We start from the raw sequence: 19,859 nt of genomic DNA, 5'->3' as shown, positions 1-19,859 counted from the left end.
TATAATAATTCTAAGGTTGATTGATATCTAATCTATTTTTAGAAGAGATAAATAAGTATAAACCGATTAACATAAAAGGAATACTTAAGATTTGACCATTGTTTAATCCTATATTCAACATTTGAGCAACTGCTTCTTCTCCTTGATTTTCTTTATAGAACTCAACAACAAATCGTATTAAAAATAATAAAAATAAGAATATGCCTAACAAAGCTCCCAAATATTTTGTCTTATCTGTTTTGTTGTACATATAAAGCATAATAATTCCTAAGATAACATATCCAATCGCTTCATAAATTTGAGCTGGATGACGAGGAATTACTTCTCCATATCCCAAACTTTGTTGATGAAATTTTACTGCCCAAGGTAATTCTGATGCTTTTCCTACAATTTCTGAGTTGTAAAAATTTCCAATTCGAACCGCAGCTCCACCAAAAGGAACAACAACAGCAATACGGTCTAACAACCACAATACATTACGATGCAAATATTTTCTACTAAATAAATAGGAAGTTAAAATTACACCTAATGCAGCTCCGTGACTTGCAAGTCCACTAAATCCTACAAATTCGTAATCTTGTAATAATCCAAAGAAAGCACTTTGTCCTGGTGAGTGTTGTACAGGTAAGAAAACTTCGATTGGTCGTTCAATAAACGCAGCAGGATCATAAAAAATATATTCTCCGAGTCTTGCACCTACAATTGCTCCAATAAATGTGTAAAGGAATAAAGGGTCAAGTAATTCTTTTTTCTGATTTTCTTTCTTGAAAATATTTGACATCAAATACCAGCCTACGACAAAGGCGACTATCCAACATAAACTGTAAATATGTACTTTGAATCCTGCTATTTCAAATAAATAAGGTTTTGGATTCCAATCGATAAACGAAATTAAGTTAATCATTAATTTTTCTTTTTAGGTACAGGGTCGTATCCATGTCCTCCCCAAGGATGACAGCGACCAATTCTTTTTGTTCCGAGCCACAAACCTTTTAGCAAACCATGTTCTTTTAGCGCCTCTATCATATAAGAAGAGCAAGTTGGTTGATATCTACAATTGCTTCCCATCCAAGGAGAAATCGCTAATTGATAAAATCTTACCAACAGAATAAATGGTGTAACCAAAATTTTGTTCATCTCACAAAGTTAATCAATAACCGAAATAAAAAAGAATCAATCTAAAAAGTTTATGCTTTTGCTGATTGATTCTCTATACGATACGTGCTTAACGCATATTATTTTTTAGTATAACTCGCTGGATCTAATGCTTTGTAAGACCAGTTTTGTAAAAACTCTAACACAACTTTCGGATCATGTCCTTTCACTTCTTTGCTTTCAAGATAAGCTGAGTTTTGTGTGTGAATTAAATTTCCTTTCTCATCTAAAATTACAAAAACAGGAAATCCAAAACGCTCTGGGTGTTTCAATGCAGCTAACGTTTCTTCGTTTTTATTTTTTGGAGAATAATTTACATGAACCACTTCATAATTATTCGCAATATAATCTTTTACTTCTTGATTTTCTTTTGTCAATTTATCAAACATCACACACCAAGCGCACCAATTACCTCCAATTTGCAATAAAACGTGTTTCTTTTCTGCAGAAGCTTTTTGTACCGCATTCGCAATATCTACTTTCGGATTTGCTTCTTCGCTATAAATTTTTGGTTTTTCAGTTTGTTGACCAAATGCAAAACTTAATGATAAAATCATTAAGCTAAAAAACATAGTTAATTTTTTCATTTCAAATTCTAAATATTAAGTCGAATTTACAATAAAAAATTATGCCGAAAACGTTTTTCTACGAATTAATAATCGTGTAATATAAATTTAGTTTTTCTTGAACCGAATTTATTTCATTATTTTTTTCGTTTTGATTAAATTGATTAATCATATTGATTGAGAATTTTGATTCAAATTCTAAACGGTCCAATTCTATTTCATAAAAATTAATTTGATGATGAATTTGTGTGAAATAATAATTCACCAATTCAACATACATCAATCTAAGTTCTTGATTTACTCTGATAAATTCTACAAATTCTTGCAATTCGACCAAAAACTCAATCATTTGTTTATTGATTTCTGATTGTTTATCTTTTAGTTCAATCTTTTTCAAATAATCAGTTGATAAAGCAATTTTATCACCCAAAAGTTGGTGCTTTCTTGTTAAAATTAAAGCACATTCTAACGCTTTCTTCATCATTTTAATTTTTATTCTAACACAAAGAAAATAAATCTAAATGCCAAAATATGTCGCCCAAAAAATCATTCATTTTGACAAAACATTCCCTAACTTTGAAATCTAAACAAGATTTTATGAATGCGCCTTTAGCTGAAAGAATGCGTCCAAAAACGCTTGAAGAATACATTAATCAAAAGCATTTGGTGGGCGAAAACGGACCAATAAAAATGATGTTGCAACATGATATGATTGCTTCGATGATTTTTTGGGGACCGCCAGGGACAGGAAAAACGACACTAGCTCAATTGATTTCCGAATTAACTGATCGACCATTTTATACGTTGAGCGCCATAAATTCTGGTGTGAAAGAAGTGCGTGAAGTAATTGAAAAAGCAAAGAATCAAAATTTGTTTTCGGGAACGAAAAATCCGATTTTATTTATAGATGAAATTCATCGTTTCAATAAATCACAGCAAGACAGTTTGTTGGGAGCGGTAGAAACTGGTTTGGTGACTTTGATTGGAGCGACAACCGAAAATCCAAGTTTCGAAGTTGTGCCAGCTTTGCTTTCACGTGCGCAAGTTTATGTGTTGAAACATCTCGAAAAAGAAGATTTAGTCGATTTGATTGAACGAGCTACAAAAAAAGATACAGTTTTATCTATATTAAATATTGAATTAGTTGAAACAAATGCATTATTAAGATATTCGGGAGGTGATGCAAGAAAATTATTGAATGGTTTGGAGTTGGTAATTAATAGTTTTTCTCCAACTGATAAAATCATCATCAACGATGAAATTGTGCATGAACGTATTCAGCAAAATTTAGCGCGTTATGATAAAACGGGTGAACAACATTATGATATTATTTCAGCTTTTATCAAATCGATTCGTGGTTCAGATCCAAATGGAGCGGTTTATTGGTTAGCTCGAATGATTGAAGGTGGTGAAGATTTGAAATTTATTGCGCGAAGAATGTTGATTTCAGCTTCCGAAGATGTGGGAAATGCAAATCCAACAGCGATGATTTTGGCGAATAATACATTTCAGGCTGTTTCGGTAATTGGTTATCCAGAATCTCGAATATTATTGAGTCAATGTGCGGTTTATTTGGCGAATTCTCCAAAAAGTAATGCAACCTATTTAGCGATTGGTAAAGCGCAACAAGTTGTGAAACAAACAGGGGATTTACCTGTTCCGTTGCATTTACGAAATGCACCAACTAAGCTGATGAAAGATTTGGATTATGGAAAAGAATATAAATATTCGCACGATTTTCCAGGAAATTTTGCTGAACAAGAATTTTTACCAAATGAAATTTCGGGGACGACTTTTTATGAGCCAGGAAATAATAAGCGAGAACAAGTGGATAAACAATCGCTGAATCAAAAGTGGAAAGGTAAGTATGGATACTAAAAATAAAAATCTCAGTTAATCAAGTTTAACTGAGATTTTAAGGTTTGGTTGATTTTTTTGGTTTAGATTGGTTTTATATGATAATAGGTTGGTGATTGTATATATACAAGGTTTGTGCCAAAACTTAATAAAAAGTAAAAAATTGATTAAAAAAAAGAAAAAATTAAAGTTTTTCGATTTAAAAAAGGAATTTATATTTATAAAATAAAGAAAATGAAACAAATACAAATTATAAACGGACCTAATTTAAATTTACTTGGCGTTCGCGAACCAGAGATTTATGGAACACAAACTTTCGAAGATTTTTTTGAAAATGAATTGAGAAAGCAATTTCCAGAAGTTTCGTTGCATTATTTTCAATCAAATCACGAAGGAGATATTATTGATAAATTGCACGAAATTGGTTTTAAATATGACGGAATTATCTTGAATGCTGGTGCGTATACGCATTATTCGTATGCGATTGCAGATGCGATAAAAGCGATTACGACTAAAGTGATAGAAGTTCATATTTCGGATATTTATGCGCGCGAAGATTTCAGAAAAAATAGTGTAACAGGTGAAAGTTGTCTAAAAATTATTTCAGGAAAAGGTTTACCAGGTTATGTTGAAGCTGTGAATAATTTTGTGAAATAATTAATAATCATTATCTTAACAAGATTAAAATCTATTACCTATGGATAAAATTATTTTAGGATTAATCTTTGGATTAACCATTATTAGCTGTAATTCGAAAGCTGATAAAAACAATACAGAGCAAAAAGCTCAGGCAATGACGGCTTGTGAACAAGCGGCAATAACACCAGGGATATCTGCGGCTAAAAAAGAGCTGATTACAAAATATTGTGACTGTTCGACAGATAAAATGATGGATGAATTTACATATACAGAAATGATGCAAATGAATAATCCAACACCTGAATTACAAGAACGATTAATGAAATTAATAGAACCTTGTATCAATGATTTGAAAACAAAATCTGCTGAATTAGGAGAGTAATAAACAAAAAAGTCGGAACTATGTTCCGACTTTTTTAATATTCTTTTTTGTATTGTTCTTTCTTAAACTCGTCTACAAGATGTTCGTTCAAACTATCAATGTAGCCTAAGATTTCTAATTTACCAATTTTACTCGAAGCCGAACTTGTAAATATTTTTGGTAATTCTTCCCAAGTTTTTAATAACTCGTTTTTGTAGTGATTCAAGTTTTTTTGCATTTGTGTACTCGTTAGTTTGTCTAATTTTGTAAACACAATCGCAAACGGAATTTGTTTGTTTCCTAACCATTCCATAAACTGTAAATCTATTTTTTGAGGCGTGTGTCGAGAATCAATCAATAAAAAAACATTGACCAAGTTTTTACGAAACTCAATGTAATCATAAATCATTTTATTGAAACCACCACGAACACCTTTTGGTGCTTTAGCAAAACCATAACCTGGTAAATCGGCTAAATACCAAGTATCGTCCATTTCGAATGTATTAATCAATTGAGTTTTACCTGGAGTTGCAGAAGTTTTAGCTAATGCTTTTTTATCTGCTAACATATTGATTAATGATGATTTTCCAACATTAGAACGCCCAATAAATGCGTATTCTGGTTTGAAAGGATCTGGACAATCTGTATATTTTTGCGAACTTTTTACGAATTCAGCTTTTTTAATCATAATTATGCTTTAGTGGCTGGATCTAATTGTTTTTCGATTAGCCATTTGTATAAAATTTCGTTGAATAATTCAGGGTGTTCCATCATTGGAGCGTGCCCACATTTATCAATCCAAAATAAAGAAGCGTCTGGTAATTCTTCTTCAAATTCTATTGCAACTTCTGGTGGAGTTACATTATCTTGTTTTCCCCAAATCAAACAAACAGGCATTTTGATGTCTTTTAAATCATCTTTCATGTTAGATTTGATCGCGTCTCTTGCGATATATAAAGTTTTGATAGCTTTATTTCTGTCATTTACAGTGTCAAAAACATCATCTACAATTTCTTTTGTAGCGATAGCAGGATCGTAAAAAACTTCGCGCGTTTTACGTTCTACATATTCGTAATTACCACGTTTTGGATAAGTTTCTCCAAAAGATTTTTCGTACAAACCAGAACTTCCTGTTAAACAAAGTGCTTTTACATATTCTGGATGTCTGTGACAAACCATCAAACCAATATGTCCTCCTAAAGAATTTCCAACTAAAATAGCTGGTTCTTTAACGACTTCTTCAATAAAATTTGCAACATGTTTTGCAATATTTTTGATATTAGTATTGATGACAGATAAAGAATATAATGGCAATTCTGGTGCGAAAACCTTATATCCTCTTTGTGCATAATAATTTGTAAGTGAGCTGAAATTGCTAAGTTCACCCATTAATCCATGAAGCAAAACAATTGGTTGTCCTTCTCCTTCTTCTATGTAAGAGAACTTATCTTTTTTCTTTAAGCTAAAAAACATTTACTCGATATTAAGTCGACAAATTTAATTAATTATATTTTTTATTTCGTGGTTTATATGAAAAACTTTAACAATCCATATTAATCACTTATCAAAACAAGGTCTATATAAACATTATTTCTCATTTTATACATGGGGTTAGCGTTAGAAAAAACATAACTATCTGATACTAAATTTTAAATTGTTGATAACTATTTCAATAAAAGTGGTAAAAAATGGTAATTTGTGGTAATATTTTCTTTATTTTTGAAAAAATTCTATCATGAATTCATTAATTGGAACATATGAGTGTAAGGTAGATACAAAGGGTAGGCTCCCAATACCAGCGGGTTTGAAGAAACAACTTGCTGAATGTTTGGAAGATGGCTTTGTGTTGAAAAGATCTGTGTTTCAAAATTGTTTAGAACTGCATCCAATGAAAGAATGGGAAAAAGTGATGAATGATTTGAATAAATTGAATCGATTTGTGAAGAAAAACAATGATTTTATTAGAATTTTTACGGCTGGATTAAAAATTGTCGAAGTTGATGCAAATGGAAGGCTACAGATTTCAAAAGATTTAGTGAAATTTGCAGAAATTAATAAAGAAGTCGTTCTGAATTCTTCTGTAAATATGATCGAGATTTGGGATAAAGACAAATATGAAGAGTCGATTAATGTAGATGATTTAGATTTTGCTTCTTTGGCAGAAGATGTAATGGGAAATTTAGGAGAAGATGAGTGAATATCATAATCCAGTATTATTAAAAGATAGTGTTGATGCGTTAATTATTAACGAATCAGGTATATATGTAGATTGTACGTTCGGGGGTGGAGGACACTCACGTGAAATATTAAGTCGTTTGGATAAAAATGGGAAATTATTTTCATTTGATCAAGATGTAGATGCGGTTCGCAATAAAATTGATGATGATCGATTTGAGTTAGTTGAACAAAATTTTAGATTCTTGAAAAATAATTTAAGATTTCGTGCAATAAAACAAGTTGATGGTGTTTTGGGTGATTTGGGAGTTTCTTCTCATCAGTTTGATACGCCAGAACGTGGTTTTTCAACTCGCTTTGATGGAGAATTGGATATGCGAATGAATCAGAATGCAAAACTTTCTGCCAAAACAATTATTAATGAATACGAAGAAGAAGATCTTGCTCGTGTTTTTTATGATTTTGGAGAATTGCAAGGTTCGTATCGTTTGGCGAGAGAAGTTGTGAAAGCAAGAGCAGATAAACAAATTAATACAATTGATGAGTTGAAGCAAATTTTTTCATTCATTCCAAAAATGAAAGAAAATAAATTTTTCGCTCAAATGTTTCAGGCATTACGAATCGAAGCAAATGATGAAATGGCTGCATTGAAAGAGATGTTAACGCAATGTGGAGAAGTGATAAAACCAGGTGGTCGTTTGGTGATTATTTCGTATCATTCGTTAGAAGATCGTTTAACAAAACGCTACATGAAAAACGGAATGTTTGAAGGTGAACCTGAACGTGATGTTTTTGGAAATTGGTCGGCACCTTTCAAACCTTTACAATCAAAGGTGATTGTGCCAACGCAAGAAGAAATTAATGAAAATCCAAGAGCGCGTAGTGCGAAAATGCGTATTGCGGTTCGTAATGAGGATTAAGAAATAGGAATGGCAAAAAAGAAAAAAATATTACCAGAGAAAAAAACTTTTATAGGTTTGTTGAGAGGTGAGTTTTTAATCAAAACTGGCTCAGAACAAAACTGGAAGTTTATGTTGTATCTGGTAGGTTTGGCTTTTTTGAGTATTTCGAGTTCGCATTTAGTTGATCGTAAAGTGGTTCGAATCGCTGAATTACAAGATAAAGTAGAAGATTTAAAATCTCAATATACAGATAAGCATCGCGATTTGATGCGTATGCAATTAGAAACGGAAATTTTGGAGCGTACAGCAGTGTATGGTTTGAAAATTCCAGATAAACAACCTTATTATATAGTAGACAAAGTTTATGACGAAGTCAGCGAAAAATAAAAACAATATTGTCATCAAAGGATGGGTATTTGCCGGCGCGCTAGCGATTTGGGCCATCTTTATTATTGTTTTTATGTTTCGAATTAATATTGTAGAAGGGGTTGAATTAGAGCGTTTTGCTGAAAAGAATAATTTTAGATTAGATACCGTTACGGCGGAGCGTGGTAATTTATATGCTTCTAATGGCGCATTAATGGCTACAACTGTTACAAAACACAATGTTTATGTGGATTTGACGGTGATCAAAGATGAATTATTTAAAACAGAAATGCACAATCTTGCCGATTCTTTAGGTAAGATGTTTACAAAATCACCTTCTTATTTTTACGACAAATTTTCGACAGAACGTAAAAAGAAGAATCGCTACATGATGTTAGTAAAAGATTTGGATTATGAGCAATATCAACGCATCAAAAAATTTCCAATCTTCAACAAAGGTCAAAACAAAGGTGGATTTATTCATGAAACTGAGTCAAAACGAGAATTAATTGTTCAAGACATTGGTGTTCGTACAATTGGTTACGATGATCAACGTGGAAAAGTTGGGTTAGAAGGAGCTTATTCTGACTTATTAAGTGGTATTGAAGGACGTCGTTGGGAACAATTTATGGGACGTGGAAAATGGAAACCAATGAAAAGTTGGGAGCAAGAGCCTCAAGCGGGTTCATCTGTTTACACAACAATAGATGCCGATTTACAAATGGTTGCTTACGATGCTTTGTACAAACAACTTTCTGAATTTGAAGCGCAACACGGAAGTGTCGTTGTAATGGAAGTTCAGACAGGAAAAGTTCGTGCAATTGTGAATTTATCTCGCAAAAAAGACGGAACATATATCGACGATTATAACTATGCGGTTGGTGAAGCTGCAGAGCCAGGATCTACTTTCAAAACAGTTTCGTTGCTTGCAGCAATGGATGATGGTTTTATCAATAAAAATTCGACAGTAGAAACGGGAGGTGGAAGTTATAAATTCTATGGTCGTACGATTACAGATACACACGGATACGGAACATTGACTGTGGATGGCGTGATGAAAAAATCGTCTAACATTGGTACAGCAAAAATTATTAATAAATACTACGGAGAAAACCCGAAAGCTTTCTTCAAAAAAATGGATAAATGGCATATGACTTCGCCTCTTGGAGTAGATATTCTTGGAGAAGGAAGCCCAATTATGCATCGTCCAGATAGTAAATCTTGGAGTAATATTACGTTGCCTGTAATGGGTTATGGGTATGGTTTACAGTTAACTCCAATTCAAATTGTGACTTTCTACAACGCAGTGGCAAATAATGGTAAAATGTTGAAGCCATTATTTATGGATAAAATCACGCGTAAAGGTGAACCTGATAAAGTTTTCGAGCCTGTTGTTTTAGTGGATCAACTAACTTCTTTGGAAAATGTAAAACAGATGCAAGAAATGCTTCGTGGTGCAGTAGAACAAGGAACGGGACGTATTATTAGTAATAGTAATTACGATATTGCTGGTAAAACTGGTACTGCTCGTGTTGATTATTGGAAGCGAGATGGTAAAGGAATGCAATATCGTGCTTCATTTGCAGGATATTTTCCAGCAGAAAAACCAAAGTATTCTTGTATCGTAGTTGTGCACAAACCAAATACAGCCAAAGGGTTTTATGGAGGTAGTGTAACAGCTCCGGTTTTTAAGAAAATTGCCGATTGGGTATATTCAAAAACTCCCATACCTTTGCCACGCGATTTAGTAAAAAAGAACGCGGTGAAAGAGTTTAAAAAAGGAGATGATATTAATGTTAGTAATTCTAAAAATATAGTACCAAATGTGACTGGTCATACAGGGTCTAAAGCAATTCCGGTATTAGAAAATTTAGGATTAGATGTACAATATTCAGGGTTTGGAAAAGTAACAAATCAATCCATTCCTGCGGGAACAAGATTTAAGAAGGGTGAGACAATTTATTTAATGTTGGAAGGATGAGAAATTTAGTTGATTTATTATATAAAGTTTCCATCTCAGAAACGATTGGTTCAACAAAAGTTGAAGTCAATAATATTCAATTTGATTCAAGAAAAGTATCAAACGATGATGTTTTTGTCGCTGTAAATGGAGTTACAGTTGACGGTCATCAGTATATAGAAAAAGCGATTGGTTTAGGTGCTAAAGCAATTGTTTGCGAAGTTTTGCCAGAAAATTTAATTGATGGAGTAACGTATGTGAAAGTTGAAAATTCAACGATTGCATTAGGAATTTTAGCTTCTAATTTTTATGGAAATCCAACAAAAGATTTAAAACTTGTTGGAGTTACAGGTACGAATGGAAAAACAACAACGACAACTTTGTTGTACGAATTGTTTACAAAATTAGGTTATGCTTGTGCATTAATTTCGACGATTAAAATTGTGATTGATGGTGAAGTGATTCCGTCTACGCATACAACGCCAGATATTTTGACATTGAACAAAATGTTTCGTGAAGCGGTAGATAGAGGATGCGAATTTGCTTTTATGGAAGTTTCTTCGCACGGAATTCATCAAAATAGAATTGCTGGTTTGCATTTTGAAGTGGCTGGATTTACGAATATCACACACGATCATTTAGATTATCACAAAACGTTTGCAAATTATCTTGCAGCAAAAAAGAAATTCTTCGACGATTTGCCAAAAACGTCTACGGCAATTTCGAATGCAGATGATAAAAACGGAAAAGTAATGCTTCAGAATACAGTTGCTACGAAAAAATTGTATGCGCTAAAAACTGATGCAGATTTTAAAGGGAAAATTATTGAACACCAATTTGATGGAATGCAATTAGAATTCAACGGAAAAGAATTCTGGACATCATTAATTGGTCAATTCAATGCATATAATTTATTATTAGTTTTTGGTGTAGCGTCAATTTTAGGACAAGATGAGTTAGAAGTTCTAAAAGCATTGAGCACACTAGGAAATGTTGATGGTCGTTTTCAAACATTCAAAACGGAGTCAGGAATTATCGTAATTGTAGATTATGCACATACACCTGATGCATTAGAAAATGTTTTGGATACAATAGAAGGGATTCGTACCAAAAACGAAAAACTAATAACAGTTGTAGGCTGTGGTGGAGATCGCGATAAAACAAAACGTCCAGAAATGGCCGATATCGCGAGCGAAAAATCTAATCTTGCCATTTTTACATCAGATAATCCAAGAACCGAAGATGCAGAAGAAATTCTTCGCGAAATGGAAGTTGGTGTAAAAGCGCAATTTTATAATCGCACCTTGAAGATTACAGATCGAAAAGAAGCTATAAAAACAGCACTTAAAATGGCCGAACCAAAAGATATTATTTTGATTGCGGGAAAAGGTCACGAGACGTATCAAGAAATTAACGGAGTAAGAACACATTTTTCTGATGTAGAAGTTGCATCAGAATTGAGTAAAATATTGAACAAATAAAGAATGTTATACTATTTATTTGATTATTTAGAAGGTATCCATTTTCCAGGAGCGCGTATGTTTCAATACACGTCTTTCCGCGCGGGAATGGCAATTTTATTGGCAATGTTCATCAGTTTGTTTTACGGAAAACGAATCATCAGTTATTTACGTAAAGAACAAATGGGCGAAATTGTTCGTGATTTAGGTTTAAAAGGACAAATCGAAAAAGCAGGAACGCCAACAATGGGTGGTTTAATCATCATTTTGGCGACATTAATTCCGACTTTACTTTTTGCGAGATTAGATAATATTTACATTATTATTTTGTTGGTTTCAACAATTTGGTTAGGTGTGATTGGTTTTTTAGACGATTACATCAAAGTTTTTAGAAAAAACAAAGAAGGTTTACAAGGTAAATTTAAAATTTTAGGACAAGTTGGTCTTGGAGTTGTAGTTGGATTAATGCTTTATTTCAGTCCAACAGTTACTGTAAAACATCAAGAAAATAGAGTAAAAACGCCTGTAGGAACAGAACAAACAGAATACAGCCGACAAATAAAATTTGGTTCAGAAGAAAAAACGTTAGAAACAACAATGCCTTTCGTGAAAGGAAATGAATTTAACTATTCTGATATTTTATTTTGGATGGATGCGCAAGATCGACCAACATGGGCGGTTGCAGCGATTTTTATTTTTGCAGTAATTTTTATCATTACAGCAGTATCGAATGGAGCAAATTTAACAGATGGAATCGACGGTTTAGCAGCAGGTAGTTCGGCTGTGATTATGGCGGCAATCTCGATGTTTGTTTTCGTTTCCGGAAATTTAATGTTCGCCGATTATTTGAACATTATGTTTATTCCGCGTTCAGAAGAAGTCTTGATTTTCTGTGGAGCTTTCCTTGGAGGTTTGATAGGATTTATTTGGTATAATACCTATCCAGCTCAAGTGTTCATGGGAGATACAGGAAGTTTAACAATCGGAGGAATTATTGCTGTTTTAGCAATTATCGTTCGTAAAGAATTGTTACTACCAATTTTGTGCGGAATATTTTTCGCAGAAAGTTTATCAGTAATGTTACAAGTGTCTTATTTCAAGTACACGAAAAAGAAATTTGGTGAAGGTCGTAGAATCTTTTTGATGTCTCCTCTACATCACCATTTTCAGAAGTTAGGTTATCACGAAAGTAAAATCGTGGTGCGTGCAATTATCATCGGAATCATTTTAGCGGTAATTAGTATTATTACCTTAAAGATTAGATAAAAAATGAAAAGATTAGTCGTTTTAGGAGGAGGAGAAAGTGGCGTAGGAACAGCTATTCTTGCGAAGAAAGAAAATTTTGATGTTTTTCTTTCGGACATGGGACAAATAAAAGACAAGTATAAACAACTTTTGGAGGAGCACGGAATTGCTTATGAAGAAGGTCAGCACACAGAAGAATTAATTCTGAATGCCGATGAAGTAATGAAAAGTCCAGGTATTCCAAAAAAAGCAGCGCTAATTCAGAAATTAGAAGAAAAAGGAATTTCAATTATTTCTGAAATTGAATTTGCGTCTCGTTATACAGATGCAAAAATTATTGCGATTACAGGATCTAATGGAAAAACAACAACAACAAGTTTGATGTTCCATATCCTAAAGCAAGCTGGATTAAATGTAGGATTAGGTGGTAACATCGGAAAAAGTTTTGCAAAATCTGTAGCTGAAGATAACTTCGATTATTATGTACTAGAAGTAAGTAGTTTTCAGTTAGATGATATCAAAATAGATTTCAAACCGTATGTTGCAATTTTACTGAACATTACACCAGATCATTTAGACCAATACAATTATCAGTTTGATTTGTATGCAAAGGCTAAATTCAGAATTACTGAAAACCAAGATGAAAACGATTATTTTATCTACAATTTGGATGATCCAAAAACAATGGAGATGATTGATAAGATTGATATTCGTGCTCATCGCAAACCGTTCACAATGATGGATGCAACAAATGAAGCATACGCAAACAATGAATTGTTCCGTGTGAACGATTCGAATGGTGATTTTACAATGTTAGTGAATGATTTAGGATTAATTGGTAAACACAATGTTTCTAATTCATTGGCTGCGGCTGTAGCTGCAAAAATTATTGATATCAATAATGAGGAACTAAAAAAGAGTTTGTCTGATTTTAAATCGGTTGAACATCGTTTAGAGCCTGTTTTGACAATTGGAGGAATTGATTTTATCAACGATTCTAAAGCAACAAATGTGAATGCAACATATTTTGCTTTGGAAAGTATGACAAAGCCAGTTGTTTGGATTGTTGGAGGAACTGATAAAGGAAACGATTACAACGAAGTTTTACCTTTCGTGAAAAAGAAAGTGAAAGCAATTGTTTGTTTGGGTGTTGATAACGCAAAAATTGTTGATTTTTTCAGTCCATATATCGATACAATTGTTGAGACAAATACAATGAAAGATTGTGTAGAGCAATCATATAAATTAGCAACAAAAGGAGAAACGGTTCTTCTGTCACCAGCTTGTGCAAGTTTCGATTTGTTCAATGGTTATGAAGATCGTGGAGATCAATTTAAAGAAAACGTACGCAAATTATAATAACACAACCAACCAATGTCTAACATCGTACAAAAATATTTTAAAGGCGATAAACCGCTTTGGGCTTTCATTTTATTGTTAGCACTATTTTCGTTTTTACCTGTTTATTCAGCAAGTTCTAACTTGGTGTATACGGTAGGATCGGGAACTATTTTTGGGCATTTAGGTAAGCACGCTGTGATTTTATTAATTGGTTTATTTATCATTTATGGATTACAACGTATTGATTATCGTTGGTTTGGTTTGTTTGCTTTAACAGCTGTTGTTATACTTTCTGGAGTTTTGGCAATAACACTCGTACAAGGACAAACCATTGGAGGTGCAAATGCTGCGCGTTGGTTAACTATTCCAGGGACTGGAATTGGTATTCAGCCTTCGATGATTGCTTCGCAAGCGTTGTTGATTTATATAGCTCGTTATTTGACAAAAAATAGAGACAAAGAATATACGTGGAAAAATACGGCAGTTCCATTATTCTTACCAATTATTGTAATTGTAGGATTAATCTTTCCTTCTAATGGTTCAACAGCGTTGATGTTAGCTGGAATGTGCGGAATATTGTTGATTATTGGTGGATTTCCATTCAAATATTTATTTACAATTGCCGGGGTAGGTTTAGTACTTGGTGGCGGATTTGTGTGGATGGCTTTATCTCGTCCAGACTTAGTAACAAATTCTCGTGTGCACACATGGATGTCACGTATCGAGAAATTTAATGACGATTCTGGATTAGAAAGTTATCAAGTTTTACACGCAAAAGCTGCAATTGCAAGAGGATTGAATGAAATGGCTGGACCAGGAAAAAGTGTTTTCAAACAAACTTTACCTCAGTCATCATCCGATTTTATCTTCGCTATTATTGTAGAAGAATATGGTGCAATTGGTGCAATTTTATTAATTGGAATTTTCCTTCTGATTTTAATACGGATTTGTATCATCGCATCAAAGATTCATACCGTTTTTGGTACGCTACTTGTGTTTGCAGTGGGCTTACCAATTATTATACAAGCAATGGTAAACATGGCGGTAGCGGTTAATTTAATTCCAGTAACGGGGCAACCATTACCAATGATTAGTTACGGAGGAACATCCATTTGGATGACATGTATTTCGTTCGGAATAATTTTGAGTGTAAGTACTCAGATTAAATCGCAAGAAGAATTAGAACAAGATAGAAAAGTATTAAGTGAAGAATACATCGAAGACATCGCCTAAAGTTTTAATAAGTGGCGGAGGAACAGGTGGACATATTTATCCAGCCATTGCAATTGCAGACGAAATAAAACGTCGTTTGCCAGATGCACAAATTTTGTTCGTTGGAGCAGAAGGAAGAATGGAAATGGAAAAAGTGCCAAAAGTTGGGTATGACATAAAAGGTTTACCAATTTCTGGATTTGATAGAAGTAACATGAAAGCGAATTTAAAGTTCCCTTTCAAATTGATAAAAAGCTTAAGTCTTGCAAAAAAAATCTACAAAGATTTTCAGCCAGATTTAGCTGTTGGTACAGGAGGTTATGCGAGTGGACCAATGTTGTGGGTAGCAGGAAGCAAAAATGTTCCGATTTTATTACAAGAACAGAATTCGTTTCCGGGAGTTACCAACAAAATTTTGAAAAATAAAGCGAGTGCTATTTGTACAGCTTACGAAGGAATTTCTCAGTTTCCGCAAGAAAAAGTGCATTACACAGGAAATCCTATTCGTGCCGAAATTTTTCAAAATTTACCTTCAAAAGCAGAAGCAATTTCAGCTTTTGGATTAGATCCAGAAAAACCAACTATTTTATCAGTTGGTGGTTCACAAGGATCAAGAGCAATGAACAATGCTTGGTTAGAAAACCTTGACGAATTTGTTGCAAGTGGTGTTCAGTTGATTTGGCAAACAGGAAAGTTAGATTATCAAAAAATCAAAAATTTGGTTGGCGATAAATATCCAACGATTCATGTAACCGAATTTATTTATAACATGAAAGATGCGTATGCAGCTTCGGATATGATTGTTTCTCGTGCAGGAGCAATGGCAATTTCGGAATTGTGTATTGTTGGAAAAGCAACTATTTTGCTTCCATTGCCAACAGCAGCAGAAGATCATCAAACCAAAAATGCACAAGCATTGGTTGAGAAGGATGCAGCGATTATGGTGAAAGATGCAGATGCAAAACAAATTTTAGTCAAAGAAGTAATTGCTTTGGCGAACAATGAAGAATTAAAAAATAAATTATCTCAAAACATTAAGCAATTAGGGAAACCGAATGCGACAAAAGAGATTGTAGATATATTATTGAATTTATTATAATGAATATTTTAGATAAAACATATTATTATTTCATCGGTGCAGGAGGAATCGGAATGAGTGCTTTGGAACGTTTCTTCAAGTCAATCGGAAAAGAAGTTGCTGGTTATGATAAAACACAAACCGAGTTAACAACTGAATTGATTGCTGAAGGAATTGATATTCATTTCGAAGATAACATCGAGTTAATTCCAGCAGGAATTAATCCAAAAAATACGTTGGTAATTTATACGCCAGCGGTACCAAAAGATCATTCAGAACTAAATTATTTTTTAGTGAATGATTTTAAAGTAATGAAGCGTTCTGAAGTGTTAGGTGAAATTACCAAACATACATACAATATTGGTGTTGCGGGAACGCACGGAAAAACAACGACTTCGTCTATTTTAGGACATATTCTAAAAGTTGCGAATGTAGAATGTACAGCTTTTTTAGGTGGTATTGCAGAAAATTACGATTCGAATATCATCTTAAATGGTTCTAAATATACAGTTGCAGAAGCCGATGAGTTTGACCGTTCTTTCTTACGTCTTTCTCCAAAATTAGCGATTATCACAAGTGATGATGCAGATCATTTGGATATTTATGGTGAGCGTGATGAAGTGAAAAAATCGTTTCAAGAATTTGCGGCAATTGTGGAAGAAAAATTATTTGTTCACAAAGGTTTGCCTTTCGACGGAGCTTTTACGTATGGAGTAGATTTGGACGCAGATTATGATGGGCACAATGTAAGAATTATTGATGGACATTATGTATTTGATGTAAAAACACCAAACGGTTCATTGACAGATGTTGGAATTTTATTACCAGGACATCACAATATGGAAAATGCGGTTGCGGCTTTAGCTGTTGCAGATTACATGGGTGTTCCACATGATAAAATTAAAGAAGCTTTATCAACTTTTGTTGGAGTTAAAAGACGTTTTAATCGTTTCGAAGCAAATGGAAAAATTTACATTGACGATTATGCACATCACCCAACAGAATTGAATGCAGCAATTCGTTCAGTTCGTGAACTTTATCCGGGTAAAAAAGTATTGGGAGTATTTCAGCCTCACTTATTTACACGTACAAGAGATTTCGCAGAAGAATTTGGACAAAGTTTATCGCAGTTAGATAGTTTGATTTTATTAGACATTTATCCTGCCAGAGAGTTACCAATCGAAGGAATTACTTCAAATTGGTTGCTAGAAAAGGTGAATTTAAATGAAAAAATAGTATCTTCATTAGAAGATAGTTTAGCAAACATCAAAAAACAAGATTTTGATGTATTATTGACTGTTGGAGCAGGAAATATTGATACAATTGTTAAACCAATAAAAGAGTGGTTAAGTGAAGCGTAAATTGAAAATCATAAAAGTGATTTTTGGAGTTGCCTTGCTAATCGGTTTGATTAGTTTTACGGTAATTAAGAATGCTTCGCGTACAGTGAATAAAATTGACGTGGCGTTTGTTCAGCCAGTTGATAATTATTTTATTAATGATGAATCGATAAGAGAAATTATCAACAAAGATGGAAAAGACATTCTGAAACAATCTCTACGAGATGTGAATGTTAAGGAAATCGAACAAAAAGTAAGTGAGAGTCCTTTTGTAGATTCTGTACAAGTAAGTAAAGATATCAACGGACATTTACGACTTGACATAAAAGCAAACTCAGCAGTAGCAAGAATAAAGACGCTGAAAAATGAATTTTATTTGACAACAAAAGGCGGAAAAATGCCTTTATCTAAATTAAATTCAGCAGATGTAATCTTAGTTTCTGGTGATGTAAAACCGAATGAATATGAGGATTTGAGTAAATTTGTTCAAGCTTTGAAAGCAGACGATTTATTAAAAAATCACATCATAGCCATTCAAAAAGTGGGACAACGTTCTTTTAATTTAATTGTAAACACAGGAAACTATTATATAGAATTAGGAACTTTAAACAACTTTGAACAGAAGTTACATAATCTAAAATTATTCTATAATCAATACATTGATTTTATAGGAACTGAAGATTATGAAAAATTGAGCTTGAAATTTGTAAACCAAGTTGTAGCAACCAAACGAATAAAAAATGGAGAACAATAGTAAGATTGCAGTTGGCTTAGACATAGGGACTACAAAGATTGTAGCGCTTGTCGGACGAAAAAATGAAAACGGAAAAATTGAGATTCTTGGACACGGACAAGCAAAAAGCTTGGGTGTACACAGAGGTGTTGTGAATAATATTACACAAACCATCAACTCGATAAAAGAAGCAATTGATAAGGCTGAAAGGTCATCTGGTGTCAAAATTACTGATGTTACTGTTGGTATTGCCGGACAACATATTCGTAGTTTACAACATAGCGATTACATTACTCGTACCAATTCAGAAGACGTGATTGATGATAATGATTTAAAGTTATTAACAAATCAAGTTTACAAATTGGTCATGTTACCTGGAGAAGAAATTATCCATGTTCTTCCTCAAGAATTTAAGGTTGATAACGAAGGTGAAATCCGCGAACCAATCGGAATGTACGGAAGTCGTTTAGAGGCTAATTTCCATGTGGTTGTAGGACAAGTATCATCTATCCGAAATATTGCACGTTGTGTAAAAGCTGCTGGTTTACGTTTGGCAAGTATTACTTTAGAACCAATTGCATCGTCTAGTGCTGCGCTTAGCGAAGAAGAAAAAGAAGCTGGTGTTGCATTGATTGATATAGGTGGTGGAACAACGGATATTGCAATTTTCAAGGATAATATTATTCGTCACACATCTGTTATTCCGTTTGGAGGAAATGTGATTACAGAAGACATCAAAGTTGGATGTTCTATCATTGGTAAGCAAGCCGAAGCTTTAAAAGAAAAATTTGGTTCTGCTTGGCCAGGAGAAAATAAAGAAACTGAAATTGTATCGATTCCTGGTTTAAAAGGACGCGAAGCAAAAGAAATATCATTAAAAAGATTGTCACAAATTATTCATGCACGTGTGCAGGAGATTTTGGAACAAGTATATTTGGAATTGAAAAATTATGGTTGCGAAGATCAAAACAAAAAATTGATTGCAGGAATCGTTTTAACAGGTGGTGGATCTAAATTGAAACACATTCGTCAGTTAACAGAATATGTAACAGGAATGGATGTAAGAATTGGATACTCTAACGAACATATTGTTGGTGCTAAAGCAGAAGAAATTAGTGGTCCAGAATATGCAACATCTGTAGGTTTATTGATGAAAGGTTTAGAAGAATTAGCGGCGAATTATCAGCACGAAATTTATGAAAAACCAGTAATTAATAACTTAAATAACCAAGAAGAATTAGAAATTGGAATTCAACCAACTCAGCACAAAAAAACTGCAAAAGCAGAAGTTATAGTAGAGGAGGAATCGGTAATCCAAAAACCAAAAAGAGAAGAAATAGTTGACGAATTTTTGGATCAAGAAATTGGTGAAAAGAAAGAAGCTAAATCTAAACCAGAAAAGAAAAATTTCTTTTCGAAATGGACGGATAAATTTATCCAAATGATCAACGAAACTGAATAATAAGAAT

The 19,859-nt window shown here is 33.3% G+C and carries 21 protein-coding genes; 15 read left to right on the top strand and 6 right to left on the bottom strand.

Annotated elements, in window-relative coordinates; all coding sequences use genetic code 11:
- Positions 1-10: 10 nt before the first annotated feature.
- The 4 genes from lgt to N5E64_RS01890 form a co-directional block, all read right to left on the bottom strand.
- The gene (gene lgt, locus N5E64_RS01905) at positions 11-904 is read right to left on the bottom strand and encodes a prolipoprotein diacylglyceryl transferase (protein ID WP_219034371.1); all 894 of its coding nucleotides are present in this window, start codon (positions 902-904) and stop codon (positions 11-13) included.
- The gene (yidD, locus tag N5E64_RS01900; RefSeq protein ID WP_125349653.1) at positions 904-1,137 is read right to left on the bottom strand and encodes a membrane protein insertion efficiency factor YidD; all 234 of its coding nucleotides are present in this window, start codon (positions 1,135-1,137) and stop codon (positions 904-906) included. Before yidD ends, lgt begins: the two co-directional genes overlap by 1 nt.
- A 98-nt stretch (positions 1,138-1,235) precedes the next feature.
- On the bottom strand, positions 1,236-1,742 hold the full coding sequence (locus N5E64_RS01895) for a thioredoxin family protein (protein WP_125349652.1): 507 nt from the start codon (positions 1,740-1,742) through the stop codon (positions 1,236-1,238).
- A 58-nt stretch (positions 1,743-1,800) separates the two neighbouring features.
- A complete protein-coding gene (locus N5E64_RS01890) occupies positions 1,801-2,205 on the bottom strand; it encodes a hypothetical protein (RefSeq protein ID WP_115001760.1) in 405 nt (134 codons plus the stop codon).
- Positions 2,206-2,318: 113 nt separating this feature from the next.
- On the opposite strand from N5E64_RS01890, the gene N5E64_RS01885 reads away from it, so the two are divergent.
- The 3 genes from N5E64_RS01885 (at position 2,319) to N5E64_RS01875 (ending at position 4,599) form a co-directional block, all read left to right on the top strand.
- Entirely contained in the window at positions 2,319-3,599 is a 1,281-nt protein-coding gene (locus N5E64_RS01885) for a replication-associated recombination protein A (RefSeq protein WP_280035512.1), read from the top strand.
- 213 nt (positions 3,600-3,812) lie between these two features.
- Positions 3,813-4,235, top strand: coding sequence for a type II 3-dehydroquinate dehydratase (locus N5E64_RS01880; protein WP_038332802.1), 423 nt, complete (start codon positions 3,813-3,815; stop codon positions 4,233-4,235).
- 40 nt (positions 4,236-4,275) lie between these two features.
- Entirely contained in the window at positions 4,276-4,599 is a 324-nt protein-coding gene (locus N5E64_RS01875) for a hypothetical protein (protein ID WP_038332805.1), read from the top strand.
- A gap of 34 nt (positions 4,600-4,633) precedes the next feature.
- Here N5E64_RS01875 and yihA read toward each other — a convergent pair whose 3' ends face one another.
- Together yihA and N5E64_RS01865 are read right to left on the bottom strand one after the other, a co-directional pair.
- Positions 4,634-5,266, bottom strand: a complete 633-nt coding sequence (yihA, locus tag N5E64_RS01870; RefSeq protein WP_084106860.1) for a ribosome biogenesis GTP-binding protein YihA/YsxC — start codon at positions 5,264-5,266, stop codon at positions 4,634-4,636.
- A gap of 2 nt (positions 5,267-5,268) precedes the next feature.
- On the bottom strand, positions 5,269-6,051 hold the full coding sequence (locus N5E64_RS01865) for an alpha/beta fold hydrolase (protein WP_038332809.1): 783 nt from the start codon (positions 6,049-6,051) through the stop codon (positions 5,269-5,271).
- A gap of 262 nt (positions 6,052-6,313) precedes the next feature.
- On the opposite strand from N5E64_RS01865, the gene mraZ reads away from it, so the two are divergent.
- From mraZ to ftsA, 12 genes are read left to right on the top strand one after another with little or no spacing between them, the layout of a single operon-like run.
- Positions 6,314-6,775, top strand: coding sequence for a division/cell wall cluster transcriptional repressor MraZ (gene mraZ / locus N5E64_RS01860; RefSeq protein ID WP_038332815.1), 462 nt, complete (start codon positions 6,314-6,316; stop codon positions 6,773-6,775).
- On the top strand, positions 6,768-7,673 hold the full coding sequence (rsmH, locus tag N5E64_RS01855; protein WP_280035434.1) for a 16S rRNA (cytosine(1402)-N(4))-methyltransferase RsmH: 906 nt from the start codon (positions 6,768-6,770) through the stop codon (positions 7,671-7,673). Before mraZ ends, rsmH begins: the two co-directional genes overlap by 8 nt.
- Before the next feature lie 9 nt (positions 7,674-7,682).
- The gene (locus N5E64_RS01850) at positions 7,683-8,042 is read left to right on the top strand and encodes an FtsL-like putative cell division protein (RefSeq protein WP_280035432.1); all 360 of its coding nucleotides are present in this window, start codon (positions 7,683-7,685) and stop codon (positions 8,040-8,042) included.
- Positions 8,020-10,002, top strand: coding sequence for a penicillin-binding protein (locus tag N5E64_RS01845; RefSeq protein ID WP_038332822.1), 1,983 nt, complete (start codon positions 8,020-8,022; stop codon positions 10,000-10,002). Before N5E64_RS01850 ends, N5E64_RS01845 begins: the two co-directional genes overlap by 23 nt.
- A complete protein-coding gene (locus N5E64_RS01840) occupies positions 9,999-11,462 on the top strand; it encodes a UDP-N-acetylmuramoyl-L-alanyl-D-glutamate--2,6-diaminopimelate ligase (protein WP_280035430.1) in 1,464 nt (487 codons plus the stop codon). The genes N5E64_RS01845 and N5E64_RS01840 overlap by 4 nt, the downstream gene beginning before the upstream one ends.
- A gap of 3 nt (positions 11,463-11,465) precedes the next feature.
- The gene (gene mraY, locus N5E64_RS01835) at positions 11,466-12,707 is read left to right on the top strand and encodes a phospho-N-acetylmuramoyl-pentapeptide-transferase (protein WP_221855353.1); all 1,242 of its coding nucleotides are present in this window, start codon (positions 11,466-11,468) and stop codon (positions 12,705-12,707) included.
- A 3-nt stretch (positions 12,708-12,710) separates the two neighbouring features.
- Positions 12,711-14,045 (top strand): UDP-N-acetylmuramoyl-L-alanine--D-glutamate ligase, encoded by a 1,335-nt coding sequence (gene murD, locus N5E64_RS01830; protein WP_280035429.1) that lies wholly within the window; start codon positions 12,711-12,713, stop codon positions 14,043-14,045.
- 15 nt (positions 14,046-14,060) lie between these two features.
- Entirely contained in the window at positions 14,061-15,260 is a 1,200-nt protein-coding gene (locus N5E64_RS01825) for an FtsW/RodA/SpoVE family cell cycle protein (RefSeq protein ID WP_115001740.1), read from the top strand.
- The gene (murG, locus tag N5E64_RS01820) at positions 15,232-16,338 is read left to right on the top strand and encodes an undecaprenyldiphospho-muramoylpentapeptide beta-N-acetylglucosaminyltransferase (protein ID WP_038332836.1); all 1,107 of its coding nucleotides are present in this window, start codon (positions 15,232-15,234) and stop codon (positions 16,336-16,338) included. Before N5E64_RS01825 ends, murG begins: the two co-directional genes overlap by 29 nt.
- Entirely contained in the window at positions 16,338-17,678 is a 1,341-nt protein-coding gene (gene murC, locus N5E64_RS01815; RefSeq protein WP_280035427.1) for a UDP-N-acetylmuramate--L-alanine ligase, read from the top strand. The genes murG and murC overlap by 1 nt, the downstream gene beginning before the upstream one ends.
- Position 17,679: 1 nt before the next feature.
- Positions 17,680-18,411, top strand: a complete 732-nt coding sequence (locus tag N5E64_RS01810) for a cell division protein FtsQ/DivIB (RefSeq protein WP_280035426.1) — start codon at positions 17,680-17,682, stop codon at positions 18,409-18,411.
- Entirely contained in the window at positions 18,398-19,852 is a 1,455-nt protein-coding gene (gene ftsA / locus N5E64_RS01805) for a cell division protein FtsA (protein WP_219034378.1), read from the top strand. The genes N5E64_RS01810 and ftsA overlap by 14 nt, the downstream gene beginning before the upstream one ends.
- The last annotated feature ends 7 nt before the right edge of the window (positions 19,853-19,859 follow it).

This window comes from Empedobacter sp. GD03739 (genome assembly GCF_029843245.1).
Lineage (GTDB): Bacteria > Bacteroidota > Bacteroidia > Flavobacteriales > Weeksellaceae > Empedobacter > Empedobacter falsenii_B.
Note: the sequence above shows the minus strand (reverse complement) of the source record. Positions and strands in the feature narration are given on the sequence as shown.

What these genes read in the sequence shown, in the direction of transcription:
- lgt (WP_219034371.1), bottom strand. Translation starts at nt 904, where the DNA reads ATGATTAACTTAATTTCGTTTATCGATTGGAATCCAAAACCTTATTTA.
- yidD (WP_125349653.1), bottom strand. Translation starts at nt 1,137, where the DNA reads ATGAACAAAATTTTGGTTACACCATTTATTCTGTTGGTAAGATTTTAT.
- N5E64_RS01895 (WP_125349652.1), bottom strand. Translation starts at nt 1,742, where the DNA reads ATGAAAAAATTAACTATGTTTTTTAGCTTAATGATTTTATCATTAAGT.
- N5E64_RS01890 (WP_115001760.1), bottom strand. Translation starts at nt 2,205, where the DNA reads ATGATGAAGAAAGCGTTAGAATGTGCTTTAATTTTAACAAGAAAGCAC.
- N5E64_RS01885 (WP_280035512.1), top strand. Translation starts at nt 2,319, where the DNA reads ATGAATGCGCCTTTAGCTGAAAGAATGCGTCCAAAAACGCTTGAAGAA.
- N5E64_RS01880 (WP_038332802.1), top strand. Translation starts at nt 3,813, where the DNA reads ATGAAACAAATACAAATTATAAACGGACCTAATTTAAATTTACTTGGC.
- N5E64_RS01875 (WP_038332805.1), top strand. Translation starts at nt 4,276, where the DNA reads ATGGATAAAATTATTTTAGGATTAATCTTTGGATTAACCATTATTAGC.
- yihA (WP_084106860.1), bottom strand. Translation starts at nt 5,266, where the DNA reads ATGATTAAAAAAGCTGAATTCGTAAAAAGTTCGCAAAAATATACAGAT.
- N5E64_RS01865 (WP_038332809.1), bottom strand. Translation starts at nt 6,051, where the DNA reads ATGTTTTTTAGCTTAAAGAAAAAAGATAAGTTCTCTTACATAGAAGAA.
- mraZ (WP_038332815.1), top strand. Translation starts at nt 6,314, where the DNA reads ATGAATTCATTAATTGGAACATATGAGTGTAAGGTAGATACAAAGGGT.
- rsmH (WP_280035434.1), top strand. Translation starts at nt 6,768, where the DNA reads ATGAGTGAATATCATAATCCAGTATTATTAAAAGATAGTGTTGATGCG.
- N5E64_RS01850 (WP_280035432.1), top strand. Translation starts at nt 7,683, where the DNA reads ATGGCAAAAAAGAAAAAAATATTACCAGAGAAAAAAACTTTTATAGGT.
- N5E64_RS01845 (WP_038332822.1), top strand. Translation starts at nt 8,020, where the DNA reads ATGACGAAGTCAGCGAAAAATAAAAACAATATTGTCATCAAAGGATGG.
- N5E64_RS01840 (WP_280035430.1), top strand. Translation starts at nt 9,999, where the DNA reads ATGAGAAATTTAGTTGATTTATTATATAAAGTTTCCATCTCAGAAACG.
- mraY (WP_221855353.1), top strand. Translation starts at nt 11,466, where the DNA reads ATGTTATACTATTTATTTGATTATTTAGAAGGTATCCATTTTCCAGGA.
- murD (WP_280035429.1), top strand. Translation starts at nt 12,711, where the DNA reads ATGAAAAGATTAGTCGTTTTAGGAGGAGGAGAAAGTGGCGTAGGAACA.
- N5E64_RS01825 (WP_115001740.1), top strand. Translation starts at nt 14,061, where the DNA reads ATGTCTAACATCGTACAAAAATATTTTAAAGGCGATAAACCGCTTTGG.
- murC (WP_280035427.1), top strand. Translation starts at nt 16,338, where the DNA reads ATGAATATTTTAGATAAAACATATTATTATTTCATCGGTGCAGGAGGA.
- ftsA (WP_219034378.1), top strand. Translation starts at nt 18,398, where the DNA reads ATGGAGAACAATAGTAAGATTGCAGTTGGCTTAGACATAGGGACTACA.